General features: G+C 53.3%; 16 protein-coding genes. 11 read left to right on the top strand and 5 right to left on the bottom strand.

The window, feature by feature from the left end:
- Positions 1 to 67 precede the first annotated feature (67 nt).
- On the bottom strand, positions 68 to 1,789 hold the full coding sequence (locus AAAH10_RS07050) for a methyl-accepting chemotaxis protein (protein WP_343561981.1): 1,722 nt from the start codon (positions 1,787 to 1,789) through the stop codon (positions 68 to 70).
- 357 nt (positions 1,790 to 2,146) lie between these two features.
- Between AAAH10_RS07050 and AAAH10_RS07045 the strand changes: the two genes are divergently transcribed.
- The 9 genes from AAAH10_RS07045 (at position 2,147) to AAAH10_RS07005 (ending at position 11,121) form a co-directional block, all read left to right on the top strand.
- A complete protein-coding gene (locus tag AAAH10_RS07045) occupies positions 2,147 to 2,650 on the top strand; it encodes a type III secretion system chaperone family protein (protein ID WP_343561979.1) in 504 nt (167 codons plus the stop codon).
- Between the two features lie 554 nt (positions 2,651 to 3,204).
- Complete coding sequence (locus tag AAAH10_RS07040; protein WP_343561978.1) at positions 3,205 to 5,007, top strand: methyl-accepting chemotaxis protein; 1,803 nt, start codon at positions 3,205 to 3,207, stop codon at positions 5,005 to 5,007.
- Positions 5,008 to 5,109: 102 nt separating this feature from the next.
- Positions 5,110 to 5,691, top strand: a complete 582-nt coding sequence (locus AAAH10_RS07035) for a DNA-3-methyladenine glycosylase I (protein ID WP_343561976.1) — start codon at positions 5,110 to 5,112, stop codon at positions 5,689 to 5,691.
- Positions 5,692 to 5,862: 171 nt separating this feature from the next.
- Positions 5,863 to 6,393: a PAS domain-containing protein gene (locus AAAH10_RS07030; protein WP_343561974.1), complete on the top strand. Its 531-nt coding sequence runs from the start codon at positions 5,863 to 5,865 to the stop codon at positions 6,391 to 6,393.
- Positions 6,368 to 7,675 (top strand): methyl-accepting chemotaxis protein, encoded by a 1,308-nt coding sequence (locus tag AAAH10_RS07025; RefSeq protein ID WP_343561972.1) that lies wholly within the window; start codon positions 6,368 to 6,370, stop codon positions 7,673 to 7,675. The genes AAAH10_RS07030 and AAAH10_RS07025 overlap by 26 nt, the downstream gene beginning before the upstream one ends.
- A 429-nt stretch (positions 7,676 to 8,104) precedes the next feature.
- Complete coding sequence (locus AAAH10_RS07020; RefSeq protein WP_343561970.1) at positions 8,105 to 8,635, top strand: PAS domain-containing protein; 531 nt, start codon at positions 8,105 to 8,107, stop codon at positions 8,633 to 8,635.
- Positions 8,610 to 9,926: a methyl-accepting chemotaxis protein gene (locus AAAH10_RS07015; protein ID WP_343561969.1), complete on the top strand. Its 1,317-nt coding sequence runs from the start codon at positions 8,610 to 8,612 to the stop codon at positions 9,924 to 9,926. The genes AAAH10_RS07020 and AAAH10_RS07015 overlap by 26 nt, the downstream gene beginning before the upstream one ends.
- 267 nt (positions 9,927 to 10,193) lie before the next feature.
- A complete protein-coding gene (locus AAAH10_RS07010; RefSeq protein WP_343561967.1) occupies positions 10,194 to 10,922 on the top strand; it encodes an SIMPL domain-containing protein in 729 nt (242 codons plus the stop codon).
- Positions 10,923 to 10,965: 43 nt separating this feature from the next.
- Positions 10,966 to 11,121 (top strand): hypothetical protein, encoded by a 156-nt coding sequence (locus AAAH10_RS07005; protein ID WP_343561965.1) that lies wholly within the window; start codon positions 10,966 to 10,968, stop codon positions 11,119 to 11,121.
- 67 nt (positions 11,122 to 11,188) lie between these two features.
- Here the strand turns inward: AAAH10_RS07005 and AAAH10_RS07000 are convergent, their stop codons facing one another.
- From AAAH10_RS07000 to AAAH10_RS06985, 4 genes are all read right to left on the bottom strand, one after another.
- Entirely contained in the window at positions 11,189 to 11,854 is a 666-nt protein-coding gene (locus AAAH10_RS07000) for a pyridoxamine 5'-phosphate oxidase family protein (protein WP_343561963.1), read from the bottom strand.
- A gap of 79 nt (positions 11,855 to 11,933) precedes the next feature.
- On the bottom strand, positions 11,934 to 14,063 hold the full coding sequence (locus AAAH10_RS06995) for a methyl-accepting chemotaxis protein (RefSeq protein WP_343561961.1): 2,130 nt from the start codon (positions 14,061 to 14,063) through the stop codon (positions 11,934 to 11,936).
- Between the two features lie 21 nt (positions 14,064 to 14,084).
- Positions 14,085 to 14,465 carry a response regulator gene (locus AAAH10_RS06990; RefSeq protein WP_343561960.1) on the bottom strand — a complete coding sequence of 127 codons (381 nt, stop codon included), beginning with the start codon at positions 14,463 to 14,465 and terminating at the stop codon, positions 14,085 to 14,087.
- A 67-nt stretch (positions 14,466 to 14,532) separates the two neighbouring features.
- Positions 14,533 to 15,567, bottom strand: a complete 1,035-nt coding sequence (locus tag AAAH10_RS06985) for an ATP-binding protein (protein ID WP_343561958.1) — start codon at positions 15,565 to 15,567, stop codon at positions 14,533 to 14,535.
- Between the two features lie 325 nt (positions 15,568 to 15,892).
- Here AAAH10_RS06985 and proC point away from each other — a divergent pair, with 325 nt between their 5' ends.
- Positions 15,893 to 16,714: a pyrroline-5-carboxylate reductase gene (proC, locus tag AAAH10_RS06980; protein ID WP_343561956.1), complete on the top strand. Its 822-nt coding sequence runs from the start codon at positions 15,893 to 15,895 to the stop codon at positions 16,712 to 16,714.
- 138 nt (positions 16,715 to 16,852) lie between these two features.
- Entirely contained in the window at positions 16,853 to 17,443 is a 591-nt protein-coding gene (locus tag AAAH10_RS06975) for a hypothetical protein (RefSeq protein ID WP_343561953.1), read from the top strand.
- Positions 17,444 to 17,535 lie beyond the last annotated feature (92 nt).

The following is a 17,535-nucleotide window of genomic DNA, read 5'->3' as shown; positions in this document are numbered from 1 at the left end:
GCTCGTGCATCAGGGGCAAGGCAGCAAGGCTCTGGGGTGCTTTGCTGTAGGCTGTAAAACGTCGGGCCTAGGCAGCCCGGAGAGAGCGGAAGAAATCTTCCACCCGGTCCCGCAGATTGCTGGACTTGGAGGACAGTCCCTCTGCGGTTGCGTTGACCTGAACGGCCGCGCTGCTGGTGTCACGAACAGCCATGGACATTTCGACCATGCTTTCCGTCACAACCTGTGTTCCATCGGCAGCCTGCTCAATGTTCTTTGCAATTTCCTGCGTGGCAACAGTCTGTTCTTCGATGGCGGAGGCGATCGAGGAACTGATCTCTGCAAAGGCGTCCAGGGCGGAGCCAATGTTGCCCATGTTGTCCACGGCTGCATTGGCAGACTGCTGAACGGCATTGATCTGGCGGTTGATGTCCTCTGTGGCCCGCTGGGTCTGGGTTGCCAGTTCCTTGACCTCCTGGGCCACGACAGCGAAGCCTTTTCCGGCTTCTCCGGCGCGGGCTGATTCAATGGTGGCGTTCAAAGCCAGAAGGTTGGTGCGTTCGGCGATTTCCGTGATCAGTTCGACCACTTCATCAATGTGCTGTGTGGCCTCGGCAAGTTGCGCAACTTCCTTCGAGCTTTGAGCGACCTTCTCGCGTGCATTCTGTGCTGCATTGCGAGACCCTTCTGCCTGTGAGGCAATCTCCTTGATGGAAACGGTCAGTTCTTCCGTTGCAGAGGCAACAGCCTGGACATTCCCGGCTGTGAGCTGGGAGGACTGGCTGACCTGGTTGCTCTTGCTGTCAGCCTGTGTGGCGACAGAGTTCATGGACAGGGCTGCGCCTTTCAGCTCACTGGCATCGGAAGCGACAGAGTTGACGATGTCATCAATAGTCCCGGCGAAGCTGTTGATGGCTTCCTCGCGTTCCTGCACGCGTTTGTTGCGAGCCATTTCCTCTTCACGCTGGGCCTGTTGCAGTGCCTCTGTCTTGCGCAGACCGTCCTGGAAGGTGGCGACGGACTGGGCCATTTGCCCCAGTTCATCCCTGCGGGTGGTGTGGGGGATTTCGTTGTCCCGCTTGCCATCCGCCATGGCGACCATGATCCGGTACAGGTCCATGATCGGATTGCTCAGGCTGCGGCCAATGAAAACACCCGCGATGATCCCGATTGCTGTTCCGGCGATGGCAATGACTGTCATGAGGACAATCCCGGCTTCCTCGTCCTGCAGGGCCTTGATGGTGGAGGCTTCTGTGAAGCGTTCCAGTTCTTCCAGCAAGGCAGTCAGTTCCTTGTCGAGGACTTCCTGTTCGTGTTCAAGCGCCGCGATGGGGTTGTTTCCGCTGCCCAGTGTTGGCTGGATATTGAGGGTTTCAAGAATTTCCAGGGCGTGTTCTTCATAGAGCAGATGCTCTTTCTGAATCTTTGCCAGAGTTGCCTCAACCTTTGTGAATTCTTCCAGGGCCGCCTGCGAAATGGCGTGCTCCCGGGCGGAGGCAACCATTTCCAGTCCCTGTACGATTTCCTCATCAACCTGGTGGGCCAGCTTGGTGAACTTTTCCTGATCCTTGATCGGGTCAGTGCCTTCCGTGCGCTGGGCCGCACGCAGAATGCGTTCCAGAATGATGGCCTGTTCAAGCTGGTGAAGCGTGATGTTGGTGACAATCCGCGTCATGGGAATGTCTTCGTGGGCAATCTCTTTCAGCTCTGCCCCAACCTGGGACATCTTGATGATCCCGGTTGATGCAATCAATGTTGCTGTGACAGCGATGAGTGCGATCAGCATATAGATACGATGGGCAATTGACATGGGGAACTCTCTTCAAACCTTACAGCTAAAAAGAACAATTTAACGCACCCTTCGTCATCTATGATTGTATAGTGAATGTTTGAAGTAAAAGTTAATTGGCTATGCAGTTGTTTTTGAATGAATTTAAATGAATGGCAGTCTTTTTTGGTTGAATATTTCTGTGTGTATTCCGGGGGATTGCAGACTCTGCGTTCCTTACACAAAAGATGAGGATTTTGTGAAGATGAAAGAAATCGCTTTGTGATGTGATTAAGTGAAGGCATACTATATCTAGTGACGCAGTCGACAGGTTGCCCATATTTGCGACTTTGTTTCGGATGCGGTCACGGTGCCCAGCAGCAGAAGGAGGCTTTCATTATGAGCTTCAAGGCATCCCAAGATGAATCAGCTGCCCATCCCATTGACATTGTGGAAGAGCTTGTCACGTCCTGCGAGTGGAATTTTTCCAGAGAGGGCGATGCAGAGCTTTTGGCGTCTCTGGACAACGGGATCGGGACCTTTGAACTGCACTTTCGGTGGGAGCAGGAGCTGGAAGCGCTGTTCTTTGCCTGCCATATTGATTTCGTCGTGCAGCCGGATCTCATGACAGAGGTCTGTCAGCTTCTGACGGGTGTAAACGGCAATCTCTGGCTTGGACATTTTGATCTTCCACAGGAAACCAATGCTCCGGCGTTCAGGCATACCATTCCCATGCGGCATTGCGCGAGCGGTGTGACAGAAGAACAGCTAGAAGATCTGGTCGCAACAGCACTCTATGAATGTGAAAAACTGATGCCGGCATTGCTGTTGCTGGATTCCAGTGACCCGAACGCGCGTGAAGCCCTGGCGCTTGCCATGATGGATGTCAGCGGGGAAGCGTGATGATCCCCGCTCTGTGACGGGACAGGCATGAGTGCTTTTCCGTTTCCGGGTTGCGGTTCTGATTGTGGTCAGTCTGTGCGGACTGTTTGTGGTCCGTGGAGAGCCTGTGAGGAATGAAACAGGTTTCGTAAAAAAATATCTGTGAATTACCCGTATCGGGGTTTTGGGATTTGTTGAAGCGTTCCGGAAAAAACGGGACGCTTTTTGTTTGTCAAACCGGAAGAAAAAAGGATGACACAAGTCACCGGAAAAGGTTTGAAGGAAATCCCGGAAGTTGCAAGGCATTCCGGATGGCCTGAAAAGGTATGATTGTTGTGAAATTTTATCCTTTTCATTTGATATACAAAATTTTGGTTGATTGTTTTTTCTGGAAAATTAAAATTTTGATTTTCCCTGTTTACTTGTTTTTCTTTTGATTTTCATCTATTGAATATTGCAAATAATGTTATTTTTATGCAGTCATTGTTGTATGTACTTGTGGCTTAACCGATTTTTAACATGCTCCGTCAATAAATGTATTTTCGACGAAAAGTTGTTTAAAAAAGGGGTTGGTTATGTCGAATATCAGGGCAATCTTTACTGCGCTTTTTGCAGGACTGATGGTCAGTGCCGCAGTTCTTGTCTATTCTTTCAATGCCTACAATGCAGCGATCAAGTACGAAGGCGAGACACGGGACAATCGGTACTATTCCTATCTTCTGGCTGATGAGTTGCGTCAGTCTTCCGATGATCTGACCCGTCTCGCGCGGACCTATGTCATCACAGGGGACAGTTCCTACAAGGATCAGTACTTCGATATCCTGGCGATCCGCGGCGGGGAAAAGGAGCGCCCGTCGGATTACCATCGTATCTATTGGGATTTCGTGGCTGCCGGTGAGGCAAAACCGCGTCCGGGCAGTGGTGTAAAGGCGCCATTGCTTGATCTGATGAAAGAGGCCGGTTTTACAGATGAGGAATTTGCCAAGCTGTCTGAGGCTCAGGCGAATTCCAATGGCCTGGTGAACACGGAAGTGGTGGCCATGAACCTTGTCGAGGGCAAGGATGATCAGGGCAATCCGGTCGGGACCTCCGATTTTGAACGGGCGCGAACCATGATGCACTCTGTTCAGTATCACGAGTTCAAGGCCAACATCATGCGCCCGGTGGATGAGTTCTTCCTGTTGCTGGAAAAGCGGACCCAGTCCGAGATTGATGTCGCCGAGGAGGACGTGGTGTTCTATCGGAACATGATGCTGGGAGCGCTGGCTTTCTCGATCCTGATGGCACTGGCCCTGTGTTTCTTTGTTTACAGTCGCGTGATTGTTTCCATGGGGCGGATCAGCCAGAGCATGGAGCGCATCGCTGGCGGCGATGTTGAAACCGCTGTGGAGGAGAGCCACCGTTCTGACGAGATCGGGAAGATGGCCGGTTCTGTGGAGTTCTTCCGGAAGTCAGCCGTTGAAAAGCGTGAGCAGGATGCTCAGCGTCAAAGCGAGCGGGAGGCCATGGCCCGTGAAGCTGCGCAGGAGCGGAGCAGTCTGGCGGAGTCCTTCCGTCAGGAGGTTTTCTCCGTGTTTGACAGTCTGCGCAACTCTTCGGGAAACATCAATGCTGTTGCGGGACAGCTCAACAGCATTGCGGCCCAGACACAGGACTATTCGGGTACAATGATCCGCGAGTGTGATCACACCTCGACTTCCATCCAGTCGGTGGCTTCGGCAACCGAGGAGCTGGAAATGTCTGTTCGTGAAATTGACCGCCAGCTCGGCATGGCCAGTACAGTTGTCAAAACGGCTGACGATGTGGCGCAGCAAACCAACGAAGAGGTTGGCAGCCTTGCCGAAGCCGCAAACAAAATCGGCGAGGTGGTGAACCTGATCCAGGACATCGCCGAGCAAACCAATCTGCTGGCCCTGAACGCAACAATCGAAGCGGCTCGTGCAGGAGAGGCAGGCAAGGGTTTTGCTGTTGTGGCGACCGAGGTGAAAAGTCTGGCCAACCAGACGGCCAGTGCCACAGAGCAGATCAGCAACCAGATCGGCGGCATCCAGACCTCGACCAGTTCTGCTGTCGAGGCAATCAGCCGTATCACAGCAACCATTGAAGAGATCAGCCAGGTTACAGGCGTGATCGCCTCTGCTGTCGAGGAGCAGGGGGCTGCAACCAACGAGATTGCCGTGAATATCCGGAACTCAGCGGATGCGGCGAACAATCTGACCTCGACAATGAGCCAGCTGGATTCAACCATTCAGGAAACCTCTTCAACGGCCGAGAGTTCTCTGGGTGCATCCAGCCAGATGGTGTCGGCAACCGAGCAGCTTGAACAGGCTGTGGAACAGTTTTTGCGTCGAATGGAGCAAAGTTCTCACGCTGCATAACTCTTTATGTTGCAAGGATTTTGATCAAAAGGCCGCTTCATTTCGGGGCGGCCTTTTGCTATTTTGTTTCTTTGAAACAACTGGCAGGCAGGGAAGAGGTCCATGGGGCTGAAGGCAGGAACAGACGGGAAGATGCGATGTTTTGGCAGTGGCAATCCGGTGTACGAGCATTACCACGACACCGAATGGTCTGTGCCTGTCCATGATGACCGACACCTCTTTGAAATGCTGATCCTTGAGGGGGCGCAAGCCGGTTTGAGCTGGGAAACGGTCCTGATGAAGCGGGAGGGATACAGGCGGGCCTTTCACAATTTTGATGTGAAGAAGGTGTCGGTTATGACGGATGAGGAGCTGGAAGCCCTTCGTGAAGATGAAGGTATTATCCGCAACCGCCTGAAGATCTATGGAACCCGCAAGAACGCAATTGCCTTCATGAAAATCCAGGAAGAGTTTGGTTCCTTTGATGCCTATCTCTGGAAATGGGTCGAAGGAAAAACGCGCGTGAATGACTGGGCGGATTTTTCGGATGTGCCTGCCACGACCGGGGTGAGTGATGCCCTTTCAAAGGATTTGAAAAAACGCGGCATGACCTTTGTGGGCTCGACCATTGTCTATGCCTTTATGCAGGGCGTTGGCCTAGTAAACGATCACGTGCAGGGCTGTTGTTGCCACCAATCTTCTTAACGAATAGTTAAGTCTATTTAACGAGTTGTTAAGACTGTATAAAATGCCATTTAAAAAGCAGGTGTTTTTCATGAATTTTTTTGAAAAATGCTTGTGCGGGATCGTTTTTCCTGTCAAATGCTGTCTTGGGGTTTATGTAAAACAAAAGAACAGCACTCGGTTATATAGCGGATGGACAGGACACAGGTACACGCCTCTTCAGGCGTAGAGCGAAGCTTTGACCAAAGCGAAACGATTGTCAGCAAAACAGATCTGAAAGGTCGCATTATCTATGCGAATGAACCTTTCATCAGGATTTCCGGATATGAGGAAAAGGAGCTGCTGGGGGAACCCCACCGCATCCTGCGTCATCCGGAAATGCCGCGCTGTGTTTTCAAACTGTTGTGGGACAGGGTTGCATCCGGGCAGGAGATCTTTGCCTATGTTGTAAACCGTTGCAAAAACAACGATTTCTATTGGGTTTTTGCGCATGTCACACCCAGCCTGAACAATGAGGGCAAGGTGACAGGCTATCACTCCAGTCGCCGGTTGCCGGACCGGGAGGTGATCCGCACAACGATTGAGCCTCTTTATGAAAAACTGCTGGGTATTGAGAAAAGTCATTCCAATGCAAAGGAAGGCATGTTGGCCGCCTCTGCAGCTTTGACAGAAATTCTCGGGGAGCAGGGAGTGTCTTATGACGAATTTATCTTCTCTCTCTAAGGCCAGATACCTTGTTTATGCTGTTGCGGTTCTGGGATTGATCAGTGTGGTCTCGCAGGCAATGGGCTGGGCTGTTCCTGCGCTGGTTTCAAGTGTTTTGCTGCTGGCTGTGATTGCCGGTGTGCTGTTCTATCAGCAGCAGGTGAAGTCTGTGATCCGCAGAACAGCCGCAATCTGTGATGCCCTGTCCGAGGGGGATTACGAGCGCCGCCTGACAAACATTCGTGAAAAGGGTGAGCTGGGTCAGCTGATGTGGTCTGTCAACCGGACGGCTGACCAGATCGATGCCTTTGTTCGCGAAGCCCGTGCGTCGATGGAGCATGTCAGCAACAATCTTTACTATCGCCGGATTATCCAGCGAGGCCTGAAGGGATCGCCCCGGGTTGGAGCGCAGATCATCAACCGTGCGATTGAAACCATTCGGGGCAAGATGGAGAGTTTCAACGGTGTGGCCGATCGTCTGGACAGCTCCCTGAAGACCGTTGCCGAGGAGATGCAGAGTTCCGTGGGCAATCTGGGCGAGATGACAGCTTCGATGGAAACAGTGGCCACGCAGGCCCGATCCGGTTCGGAAGCGGTGCGCCAGTCCTCACGCGAAGCTTCTGACGGTGTCAGCTCCATCTCCGCTGCTGCTGAACAGCTGTCGGCTTCCATTTCCGAAATCCGTACGCAGATGAGCCGGACCTCTTCTGCTGCTGAAGGGGCTGTCAAGCGGGTGCGGGCCTCTGCCAGTGATATTCGCCAGCTTGATGAGTCTGCCAGTCGCATTGGCGATGTGATCAAGCTGATCACCGAGATTGCCGAGCAGACCAATCTGCTGGCTCTCAACGCCACAATTGAAGCGGCGCGCGCCGGTGAGGCCGGGAAGGGCTTTGCTGTTGTCGCAAGCGAGGTAAAGAGCCTGGCCAATCAGACGGGACGCGCGACAGAGGAGATCGGACAGTATGTGTCCGGTATCCAGAGTTCCACACTGGAGGCTGTGAAGGCCTTTGACGAACTTGCCGAGCTTTTGCAGGATCTGAACAGCTCTGCAGTTTCAGTGGCTGCGGCTGTGGATCAGCAGTCTGCTGCCTCCAACGAAATTGCCGACAACGCAAGGATTGCAGCGCGGGAAACAGCGAACGTCAATCGCGGGATTACCGAGATCGGTGACGGGATCAATGAAGCCTCGCGGGTTTCGCGCGATGTTGATCGTGTTACGCGGGACCTGTCAGAGCAGAAACTGGCGGCCCTTTTGAATGACATGGGGCAGTTCATGGAAGAGCTGAAGAAGGTCAGTTGATCGACGGCCTGTTGAAAGGTTTTGTTTCCGGCTTCGAATCAGCTGTAAACAACACATGAATATGTGACTTGATGAAGCAGTGTGGTGTGAAAAACGCCCACTGCTTTTTTGCTGCCTTCCCCTGGTGCTCGTTGCTTGAAGGCTGCAATTTTTGCGGGATGAATTTTTTCGGATGCCTTATCTCTTTTGAATTCAATGCTTTTGTTTCTGACCATACTTTTTGTGTTTTTTTGGAATAGTGAACAAAGTTCTCTTGAAACTTATGGGAGAATTCATAAAAATCACACAAAATAACCATATAAAAAGAATGGCTTTCCGGGGGTGTGATTTAGATCATTTGTTTGAGTATAACTGTATGTAACTCTCTCCCCTGTCAAAACGTCCCGGAATACGGGGCACAACAATAAAAAAGATTTGGTGGCTTGGCAGATGTACAGGGTAGAAAACGACGTGACGACGGGTGTCGAACAACGGTTTGATCAAAGTGAAATTATCGTCAGCAAGACTGATTTGAAAGGACGCATCACCTACGCAAACGAGGTGTTTATCAGGATTTCCGGCTATTCGGAGGAAGAGCTTCTGGGGGAGCCGCATCGCATTCTGCGTCATCCGGGGATGCCGCGCTGTGTTTTCAAGCTGCTGTGGGACAGGATTGCAGAGGGGCACGAGATTTTCGCCTATGTCGTCAATCTTTGCAAAAACGGTGATCACTACTGGGTTTTTGCCCATGTGACTCCCAGTCTGGACAGCGATGGCACCATTACAGGATATCACTCCAATCGCCGCTTGCCCGATCCGGCAATTGTCAGCAGCACGATTGAACCGCTTTATGCGCAGCTGATGGAGGTTGAGAAGAGCCATTCCAATGCAAAGGAAGGCATGCATGCGGGCTTTGCAGCTCTCGAGCAGATCCTGAAAGACCAGGGGGTGTCCTATGATGAATTTATCTTCTCTCTGTAAGGCCAGATATCTGGTTTTCCTGGCCTTTGCCCTGACTGTGTCTGTTCAGGTTCTCGAGTTCTTGGGATTTTCCCTTCTGGCACAGGGAGCCAGCGCTGTTTTGCTGGTTGTCCTGTGCGGTGTTCTTTTCTTTCAGCACCGTGTGGCCCGGGTTGTGACCCGCATTTCCGATATCTGTGATGCCCTGTCCGAAGGGGATTACGAGCGGCGTCTGACCAACATTGATGAAAAGGGGCGCATCGGTCAGGTCATGTGGGCGGTGAACCGTCTGGCGGATCAGGTGGATGCCTTTGTCCGTGAAGCGCGCGCCTCTATGGATCATGTCAGCAACAACCTTTACTACCGCAAGATTGTTGAAACCGGCCTGCATGGCTCGCCACGTGTGGGGGCGCAAATCATGAACAGTGCCATGGCTTCTGTTGAAGAAAAGATGGGGAGCTTTGGCGAGGTTGCGGAGCGACTGGATGAATCCCTGAAGGAAGTCATCGGCGAGTTGCATGAGTCTGTGACCAATCTTGGCGGAATGACCTCGACCATGCAGTCGGTTGCCAGACAGGCGCGGGCAGGGACCCAGTCTGTGCGTCATTCCTCGACAGAGGCGTCGGAAGGCGTGAACTCGATCTCTTCTGCAGCAGAGGAGCTTTCTGTTTCCATTTCCGAAATTCGTCAGCAGATGAACCGGACTTCTGCAGTTGTAGAAGGGGCTGTGGGGCGCGTGCAAAGCTCGACGACAGATATTCGGGAGCTGGCAGAAGCTGCAGATCACATCGGCGAGGTGATCCGCCTGATTGAGGAGATTGCGGAACAGACCAACCTGCTGGCTCTCAATGCAACAATTGAAGCGGCCCGGGCCGGAGAAGCGGGCAAGGGCTTTGCTGTTGTGGCCAATGAGGTCAAAAGCCTTGCCAGCCAGACGGCCCGCGCGACCGAGGAGATCAGTCAGCACGTGTCCGGCATCCAGAGCTCGACAAGAGGAGCGGTGTCCGCCTTTGAGGAGCTGGGTGGTCTGCTGCAGGACATCAATGATTCTGCGGTTTCTGTCGCAGCTGCCGTGGACCAGCAGTCTGCTGCATCAAGCGATATTGCAGGCAATGCCAGAACTGCTGCGCAGGAAACAGCAAACGTCAACAGGGTGATTGCCGAGATCGGCGAGGGGATTGAAGAGGTCTCGCAGGTCTCCCGGGATGTCGATCAGGTCACGCGGGATCTCTCTGAACACTCCGAAAGAAAGCTGGCAGCCCTACTGGAGGATATGGAGCAGTTCATGGAGGAACTGAAAAAAATCACCTGATCTCTCCCCTGATCCTGTCGGTTTTTCAGTCGGGGGTTTTGGTCCCTGTCTGCCTGCCCCGGCTGTGTCCTTCGCTTGTTCTCACTTTCTTCCCTGTCTCAGTCGTGCTGTGTTTGCTGCCTTGCGGAGTGGTGTGGTCTGCGTTGAAACGGTCTCTGCCCATGATTGTGTTTTGCCATGGCTTTGCCTTGATTGCCGCGCAATTCTGCTTTGATTGCAGCAGAGAGTTGCAGACTGGATTTCCTTTAGAGAACGGGGGCCCATGTCATGGGACAGAATTCAGGAAACACAGGTCTGGTTGCCATTGCCGTAGCACTGGTTGCCGGTCTGGCTCTGGGTGGTTTTTTCGTCAGTCAGACCCTCTATAACGCCAAGGTGGCGGTGAATACGGCAGAGGCCAAGGGGCTTGCCGAACGCAGGGTCAAGGCGGATCAGGTCAGCTGGACTGTTCGCTATCGTCTTGCCACAGCGGAACGATCCGGTATTCCGGCGCTTTACGAAGAGGCGGAAAAGCAGAAGCAGGATATTGCGGCCCTTTTGATGGACAAGGGCTTTTCCCAAGAGGATCTGACCTACGGTGTGATCGATTACTATCCCCAGATCTATCGCAACAGCAACCAGCAGATCGTGGATGAAAGCCATGAACTCTCCGGTTCCATCACGGTCTCGTCCGACAAGGTTGATCTGGTCCGGAAGGTCCGTGGTGATGTGAACAGCCTGATTGCCAAGGGTTATGACATCGTCAACGAGCAACCGGCTTTCCGCTTCACCAGTCTGAATGACATCAAGCCGGATATGCTGCGTGAAGCCACGCAGAATGCCCGGATTGCAGCCAATGAATTTGCAAGCAATGCCGGTGTGGAAGTGGGCAGCATCCGCTCTGCGCGTCAGGGAAGTTTCTACGTTCGCGATGCGGGCGAGGAGTACGGTGACACGCAGAAGATTGAAAAGGATGTCCGCGTGGTGACGACCATCACCTTCTATCTGACCGAGTAAGGCGTCAATTTACACCTGTTTTCGATGGCCCGGTTGCTGGTCGATGTCCTGTGGAACACGCATTCTCCCGCGGGGTGGGCTGATTGGTGCGGCCATGATGTCCGGGCCTGAAGGACGTTTGAGCCATGACTTTGCGCTGAGTGTCTGTGACGAGGTTTTCGGTGTTGTTCTGGAAAACAGCAACAGGAAGAAACCCTGATCACGCAAAACATATATAATGGAAAAAGGCACTGTCTGCTGTGGGCGGTGCCTTTTTCCGTGTTCATTCAGTAAAGCAGTTTTCTGTAGCGGGCTTCCATAGCCTCCTGACTTTCCGGAGCTTCCTGGGTATTCGGAGAGCTTGGATTTTCCTGGTCAGAGGGACGGGATACTGTTGTCTTCCCGGCAATCTGGTCCGTGATCATCTGTCCCATTGTCGGGAAGTCAGAGCGAACAATCTGCCTGTTGCTGTCCCAGAGTTCTGATCGCATCAGGGCCTTGGCGCAGTGCAGGAAGACCTCCCGCACTGCGATGCGCAGCACGGACAGCGGTTTTTTGCCGTTGCGGTCAAAGAGCGCCAGCAGCTCCCCGTCCGTATGAATGGAAGCCTGTCCATTGATGCGCAGTGTTTCGTTGACACCCGGGATCAGGAAAAGCAGGCCCACGCCCGGATTGTCAATGATGTTGCGCAGGCTGTCGATACGGTTGTTGCCCGGCCAGTCCGGCAGCAGCAGGCTGTGATCGTTCTCGATATGAACAAAACCGGGCAGGTCTCCGCGTGGAGACACATCGCCAAGCCGGTCTGCTCCATGGGTTGCCAGCAGCACAAAGGGGGAGTGGGCTATGAAGCTGCGACTGTGGTGTTCCAGCTGCTCCAGCTGTTTTTCAACCGAGCGGCCTCTGGCGGGTTTGTAGTGCTGTGAAAGTTCAGCGTGGTTTGTGATGCGGGTCATATCTGCCTGTTGCAAAAGAAAAAGGGCCAGCAGGTGTGGTGCTGGCCCAGGTTTGCCTGAACTGAACGGAGAAGCAAGGCTAGGCTGCCCTGGTTTCGTCCAGATCGGCCGGAGTGGAGGGGGCTTGTGCGTTTGCAGTGTCGCGGGAGGCTGAGCCGGATTTGTTCTGGAAGCTGTCGAGCTTTTCGGACAACTCCTCCAGATGGTTCAGATCAAGCGGGAACTGCAACGCCGTTTTGTTGTCCTCGGTTTTGGCAATGCGGGCCTTGATGGTCAGTTCCATATCGGGAACCTCAAGATCAAGAGCCGTACCGGCAGGTTGGGACAGGGCCGGAGTTACCGTTGCAAAGGCAGCATTCATCTCGGTCACTGTACAGCCGGATTGCTGTCCGTTGATGTGCAGGGTGCCTTGGGTGTTCAGCGTCCGTGACGAGAAGGTGTCGTCTTCCGTATCGGTGTTCTGCATGGCTTTGAGGAAGGTTTCAACTTCCTTGCTCAGAAGCTTGGCATCGTCTGCCATCTCTGTTGCGGAGCCGTTGACCGAGATGGAGCTTTGTCCGACGGTCTCTGTCTGACTCTGGATTGAGTCCACGTTTTCAGTCACGCGGGTGGAGCTTTCAGCAACATAGTTTACGCTGCGGGCAATCTCCTGCGTGGTGGCATCCTGTTCCTCAACCGCAGCCACAATGGCAGAGGCAAACTGGTTGATGTTCTGGATGGTGTTGGCGATCTCTGTAATGGACAGGGACGATTTCTTCGCCGTGTCCTGGATCTTGTTGATCTTGTCAGAGATTTCCTCGGTTGCCTTGGCGGTCTGGTTGGCCAGGTTTTTCACCTCGCTGGCCACCACGGCAAAGCCCTTGCCTGCCTCACCGGCGCGGGCCGCTTCAATCGTGGCGTTCAGGGCCAGCAGATTGGTTTGCTCGGCAATGTCGGTGATCAGCTTGATTACATCGCCGATTTCCTCTGCTGTCTGGGTGAGTTCCTCAACCTCCTGTTGGGACTGGTCCGCTCGGCTGACAGCCTCCTGCGTAATCTCGGACGACTTGAGGACCTGGGAGTTGATCTCGCGGACAGAGGCAACCATTTCCTCGGTGGCAGCACTCAGCGCACCGGCGTTTTGAGAGGACTCGCGTGCCTCGTTTGCAACCATGCCGGCCATATCAAGTGTTTGCTGGCTTTCGCCGGACATGGTGGAGGCGAGGGCAACCATGTTGGAAGAGGTGTCTTCCATCTTCTGGAAGGCAGAGCCGATGGTGGCGCCAAAAATGCCGACAAGCTGGTTCAGCTCGTTCTGGCGTTGCAGCCGTTTGCGCTCTGCTTCCTTGTTGACCGTTTCGAGATCGCGGGCGCGTTGCATTTCTGCACGGAAGGTTTTCATTCCGTTTGCCATGGAGTGAATTTCATCCCTGAAGAAGGTTTCCGGAATGCTTGCATCCAGATTGCCCTGCTCCAGTTCGCTCAGGGAAGATGTCAGTGCCTTGATCGGGCGGCTGATCCCCAGACAGATCACGACAGAAAGCGCAATGCCGGTCAGTGTGATGACAACACCCAGTATCAGGATCAGTCTTTGGCCGGCCTGTTCGTCCTTGAGCGCTGTCTCGGCAGCTTTCAGTGTGAAATGCTCGACTTCAAACAGCAGGTGTTCGATTTCCTTGTCCAGAACACTTTGCTCTTCCTCGATCTGCTCGACAGCTGTGAAAATGGCTTCGTCATCTGCCGTGATGACAGTGTTTTCGATCTTCTTGAAGACGTCAAAGACGTGTTCCTCATACTCCTTGTGATGCTTTTCGATCGTTTTGAGCTGTTCATAGACAGCTTCCATCTCGGCTCTGGTTTCCGGCAGGTTGGTTGTCGCAATGAACGTCTGTGTTATGTCCTCGGCCTGAAGGATCTCCTCGTCAACCTTGTGGGCCAGTTTGGTGAAAAGCTCCATGGCCTCTTTCTTGTGCTTGATGCCGCTTTCGCTATCAATGGCCGCATAGCGGATGGATTGTTCCATCGCGATCGCCTGTTCCAGCTGGTGGACAGTGATCTTGGTCAGCATTTCGGTCAGGGGAATGTCCCGTTTGGTGATGTCTTCAAGCTCGTGGCCGATTTTGGCCATGGTGAAGTAACCCACAAAGGCAATGGTCGCCATGAAGGCAATGATGAGACCGGCAAGGGTATAGATCCGCTGCCCGATCGTCAGGTTTGCAAACAGTCGCATGGATTTTGCTCCGCTGGTTTATCAGGCCTGTGAATGTTCTGCGAGCAGCGGTGCAACTGCGTCCAGAAACTCGTTTTTGGAAAAGGGTTTGCTGAGTGTTCTTGTTGCCTTCTCCTGGGCAATCATAAGGGCCTGTTCAGCTGTGGCGCCGTTGCCACCTGCGGAAATGGCCAGAATGGGCAGGTTGGGATAGAGATCCCGCACATTCAGAATGAATTCGGTGCCGTCCATGACCGGCATCAGAATATCTGTCACGATCAGATCGGGTTGAAACACGGGAATGAGATCCAGACCTTCCTGACCGTTTTGTGCTTCTTTTATGGTGTGCCCGGCCATGGATAGAATCATATCCAGTGAATCACGGACTCCTTTCATGTCTTCTACCAGCAGAATTTTAGCCATAACGCACTCCTTTGTTTGTGCACTTCATTATTCATAGTCATCGTTATCGTCGTATTCGTTTTTGTGTTCAGTGAACCAGTCGTCGTTCAAGCGGCAGCCATGCTGAAAAACAGCTTCCCTTGTTTTCTTCGGATTCACAGGTGATGACACCACCGCTTTCGTTGACAAAGCGTTTGGCGATGGACAGTCCGAGCCCTGTGCCCTGATCGACGGACTTGGTGGTGTAGAAGGGATCAAAGATTGCACCGATCCTGTCGGCGGGAATGCCGTGTCCGTTGTCCCTGACGCTCATGCAGAGATAGCGTCCGGGGGTGAGGCTCAGGTTTGTTGCCTCGATGGTTTCCAGTTCAACGCCATCAAAGGTGATTTCTATCGAGCCATCCATGGGTGAGGCATCCCTGGCATTCATCATCAGGTTCAGCAGCAGGTGGTGAAACCCGCTGACTGAAATCAGGAGGGTGTCATTCAGATCAAGGTTGTTGACCTTGCCCGAGACATTGAGGCGCTTTTCCAGAAAGTACTGGGCGGCTTCCAGCGATTGCTTGGCCAGGGTCAGGACGGAAATTTCCTCGACATCGTCATTCAGTGGTCGCGAGAACTGAAGTGTGTTCTGAGCAATGTTCATCGCGCTGTCGGCATTGCTTCTGATAATCGAGACGCATTTTCTGATTTCGGTCGAAGACAGGTTGTTCCAGTCTTCCAGCAGGTCGGTCATCAGAAAGATGGGTTGAAGGGCATTTTTGATTTCGTGACTGATGTTTGCCGAGAGCCTGCCAAGGGCTTCGAGTTTCTGTCGCTCGGCACTGGCCCCCAGGCGCTGGCGTTCCAGCGAGACATCGGACTGGATGCCGATGAAGGCGATCAGCTCCTTTGCCTCGTCAAAAATGGGGGCGATGCTCAGGCGATTCAAAAAGGCTTCGCCGTTTTTCTTGTAGTTTCTGATTTCTGTTGTGATGGGCACTTTCTGATTGATGGCCCATCTGATCCTTTGCCTGATGTTTTCGTCCGACCTGTTCTGTTGCAGAAAGTTGCAGTTGCGTCCGAGTACTTCGTCAGATGAATAGCCTGTCAGTTCGTAAAAGGCCTTGTTTGCATAAATCAATGGATGACCAGGACTTGCCGACGCAACGGTATGCGCAAGATTACTTTGGTCTAACGCATGCAGTAGTATGGTCTTTGTTAATTCCATTGTATTCACCATTCGGTTTTTCTCGATAAAATTTGTACAGATATATAGTAAAGATAATCTTTATTTTGTCGGTGGAGTGATCTGTATTTTGCAACGTTATTGCCTTTATATGGGCGAAATCTCTTTTTGGATTTTTTTGATAATGGCTTTTCCGTTCCTGTTGAAGGAGAGGCTTGCAAGCCCGGTTCTTCAGTCCTACTCTGCCTGTCAAACAACGCTTTGAAACAGGGAGAAACCGATGCGTTTGATGCTGGTAGGCTGCGGAAAAATGGGAGGTGCCATGCTGGAAGGCTGGCTGGATGACGGCTTGCCGCCTGCCAATGTGACCATTGTTGATCCCGCTGCAAACAAACCGGAAGCAACATGGCTTTCTGCCTGGCGTGATCGGGGTGTTCTGGTGGTGGAACAGGCAGGCGCGGTTCCATCCGGGCAGACACCCGATGTCGTGCTTTTTGCCGTAAAGCCGCAGGTTATTGATGCGCTGATCAGTGAGTACAAGGAATTTGCAGAGCAGGGTGCGCTGGTTCTCTCGGTTGTGGCAGGCAAAACGATTTCCTTTTTTGAAGAGGCCCTCGGGGCGCAGACCGCGGTGGTGCGCACCATGCCGAACACACCTGCAGCCGTGGGACGCGGTATGACGGTTCTCTGTGCCAATGCACTGGTGCCGGACAGGATGAAAGAGCAGTGCGCGAAGCTTCTTTCGGCGGTTGGGGAAACGGCCTGGATCGAGGATGAGGCCCTGATGGATGCTGTCACAGGTGTGTCCGGTTCCGGCCCGGCCTACATTTTCCACATGGCAGAAGCGCTGGCAGAGGCCGGTGTCGCCGCCGGCTTGCCACGCGAGCTTGCGGTTCAACTGGCCAATGCAACGGTTTCCGGAGCAGGCGAGCTCCTGCGTCAATCGCCGGACACTCCGGCAACCCTGCGCCAGAATGTGACCAGTCCGGGCGGAACCACCCAGGCTGGACTGAACGTGCTGATGCACGATGAAAAGGGGCTTGTGCCCCTGATGACAGCCGTGGTTGATGCGGCCGCAAAACGCAGCCGGGAGCTGTCCTGAGAGCAGGCGCTGTTCTGCAACGGATTGAACCTTTGCAAGACAGGGGCGTAAAAGCTGGAAAAGACGGCTTTTGCGCCCCATATCTTTCACATTGGTCTGTTTTACTCGCATCCGGACAGATATTTCAGGAGACTTCCGATGAAAAAGGCAGAAATCCCCGCACATGTTCTCAAGGTGTCCATGGAGCAGGCAGCCCGCCGGGGCTGGGCTGACCTTTCCCTGCTGGATATTGCCGATGCCTCGGGTGTCGATCTGGCTGACATGCATGCCCTGTTTCCGACCAAATCTGCAATTCTGCGTGGCATTTCTGCCCGGGCGGATCAGGCTGTACTGGCTGATGGTGCGACTGACCGGCTGGGAGAACCGGCAAAGGATCGTCTCTTTGATGTCCTGATGACCCGTTTCGAAGCCCTGCATCCCTATCGCGATGGTCTGGCTGCTGTTGTTCGGGACAGCCTGCGTGACCCTCTTGCTGCCGGCTGGAACCTCATGTCACTGGGGGCTTCCATGCAAACGATGCTTGAGGCTGCCGGTTTTTCAACAACAGGTCTGCGTGGTGCCATTCGCATCAAGGCGCTGGGTGCTGTTTATCTGAAGGCCTTTCGCGTCTGGCTGAATGATGACAGCGAGGATCTGACCAAAACCATGGCGGTGCTCGACAAATCCCTGTCCCGGCTGGATTCTCTGGCTGGTCGTTGCCGCAGGGACAGAGAAACAGCAAAAGCCTGAGCCGGTTTTTTGTAACAGCTTTGTTTCATGTAACCTTTTATCCTTGCGTCCATTCTCTTGTGCTTGCTGATGCTGGACAATTGCTGCATAAA

Origin of the sequence: Carbonatibacter coralli (assembly GCF_039592655.1) — a bacterium.
GTDB classification, from domain to species: Bacteria; Pseudomonadota; Alphaproteobacteria; order Kiloniellales; family Kiloniellaceae; genus Carbonatibacter; species Carbonatibacter coralli.
This window is presented reverse-complemented; position numbering and strand designations above follow the sequence as displayed.

What these genes read in the sequence shown, in the direction of transcription:
- AAAH10_RS07050 (WP_343561981.1), bottom strand. Translation starts at nt 1,789, where the DNA reads ATGTCAATTGCCCATCGTATCTATATGCTGATCGCACTCATCGCTGTC.
- AAAH10_RS07045 (WP_343561979.1), top strand. Translation starts at nt 2,147, where the DNA reads ATGAGCTTCAAGGCATCCCAAGATGAATCAGCTGCCCATCCCATTGAC.
- AAAH10_RS07040 (WP_343561978.1), top strand. Translation starts at nt 3,205, where the DNA reads ATGTCGAATATCAGGGCAATCTTTACTGCGCTTTTTGCAGGACTGATG.
- AAAH10_RS07035 (WP_343561976.1), top strand. Translation starts at nt 5,110, where the DNA reads ATGGGGCTGAAGGCAGGAACAGACGGGAAGATGCGATGTTTTGGCAGT.
- AAAH10_RS07030 (WP_343561974.1), top strand. Translation starts at nt 5,863, where the DNA reads ATGGACAGGACACAGGTACACGCCTCTTCAGGCGTAGAGCGAAGCTTT.
- AAAH10_RS07025 (WP_343561972.1), top strand. Translation starts at nt 6,368, where the DNA reads ATGACGAATTTATCTTCTCTCTCTAAGGCCAGATACCTTGTTTATGCT.
- AAAH10_RS07020 (WP_343561970.1), top strand. Translation starts at nt 8,105, where the DNA reads ATGTACAGGGTAGAAAACGACGTGACGACGGGTGTCGAACAACGGTTT.
- AAAH10_RS07015 (WP_343561969.1), top strand. Translation starts at nt 8,610, where the DNA reads ATGATGAATTTATCTTCTCTCTGTAAGGCCAGATATCTGGTTTTCCTG.
- AAAH10_RS07010 (WP_343561967.1), top strand. Translation starts at nt 10,194, where the DNA reads ATGGGACAGAATTCAGGAAACACAGGTCTGGTTGCCATTGCCGTAGCA.
- AAAH10_RS07005 (WP_343561965.1), top strand. Translation starts at nt 10,966, where the DNA reads ATGTCCTGTGGAACACGCATTCTCCCGCGGGGTGGGCTGATTGGTGCG.
- AAAH10_RS07000 (WP_343561963.1), bottom strand. Translation starts at nt 11,854, where the DNA reads ATGACCCGCATCACAAACCACGCTGAACTTTCACAGCACTACAAACCC.
- AAAH10_RS06995 (WP_343561961.1), bottom strand. Translation starts at nt 14,063, where the DNA reads ATGCGACTGTTTGCAAACCTGACGATCGGGCAGCGGATCTATACCCTT.
- AAAH10_RS06990 (WP_343561960.1), bottom strand. Translation starts at nt 14,465, where the DNA reads ATGGCTAAAATTCTGCTGGTAGAAGACATGAAAGGAGTCCGTGATTCA.
- proC (WP_343561956.1), top strand. Translation starts at nt 15,893, where the DNA reads ATGCGTTTGATGCTGGTAGGCTGCGGAAAAATGGGAGGTGCCATGCTG.
- AAAH10_RS06975 (WP_343561953.1), top strand. Translation starts at nt 16,853, where the DNA reads ATGAAAAAGGCAGAAATCCCCGCACATGTTCTCAAGGTGTCCATGGAG.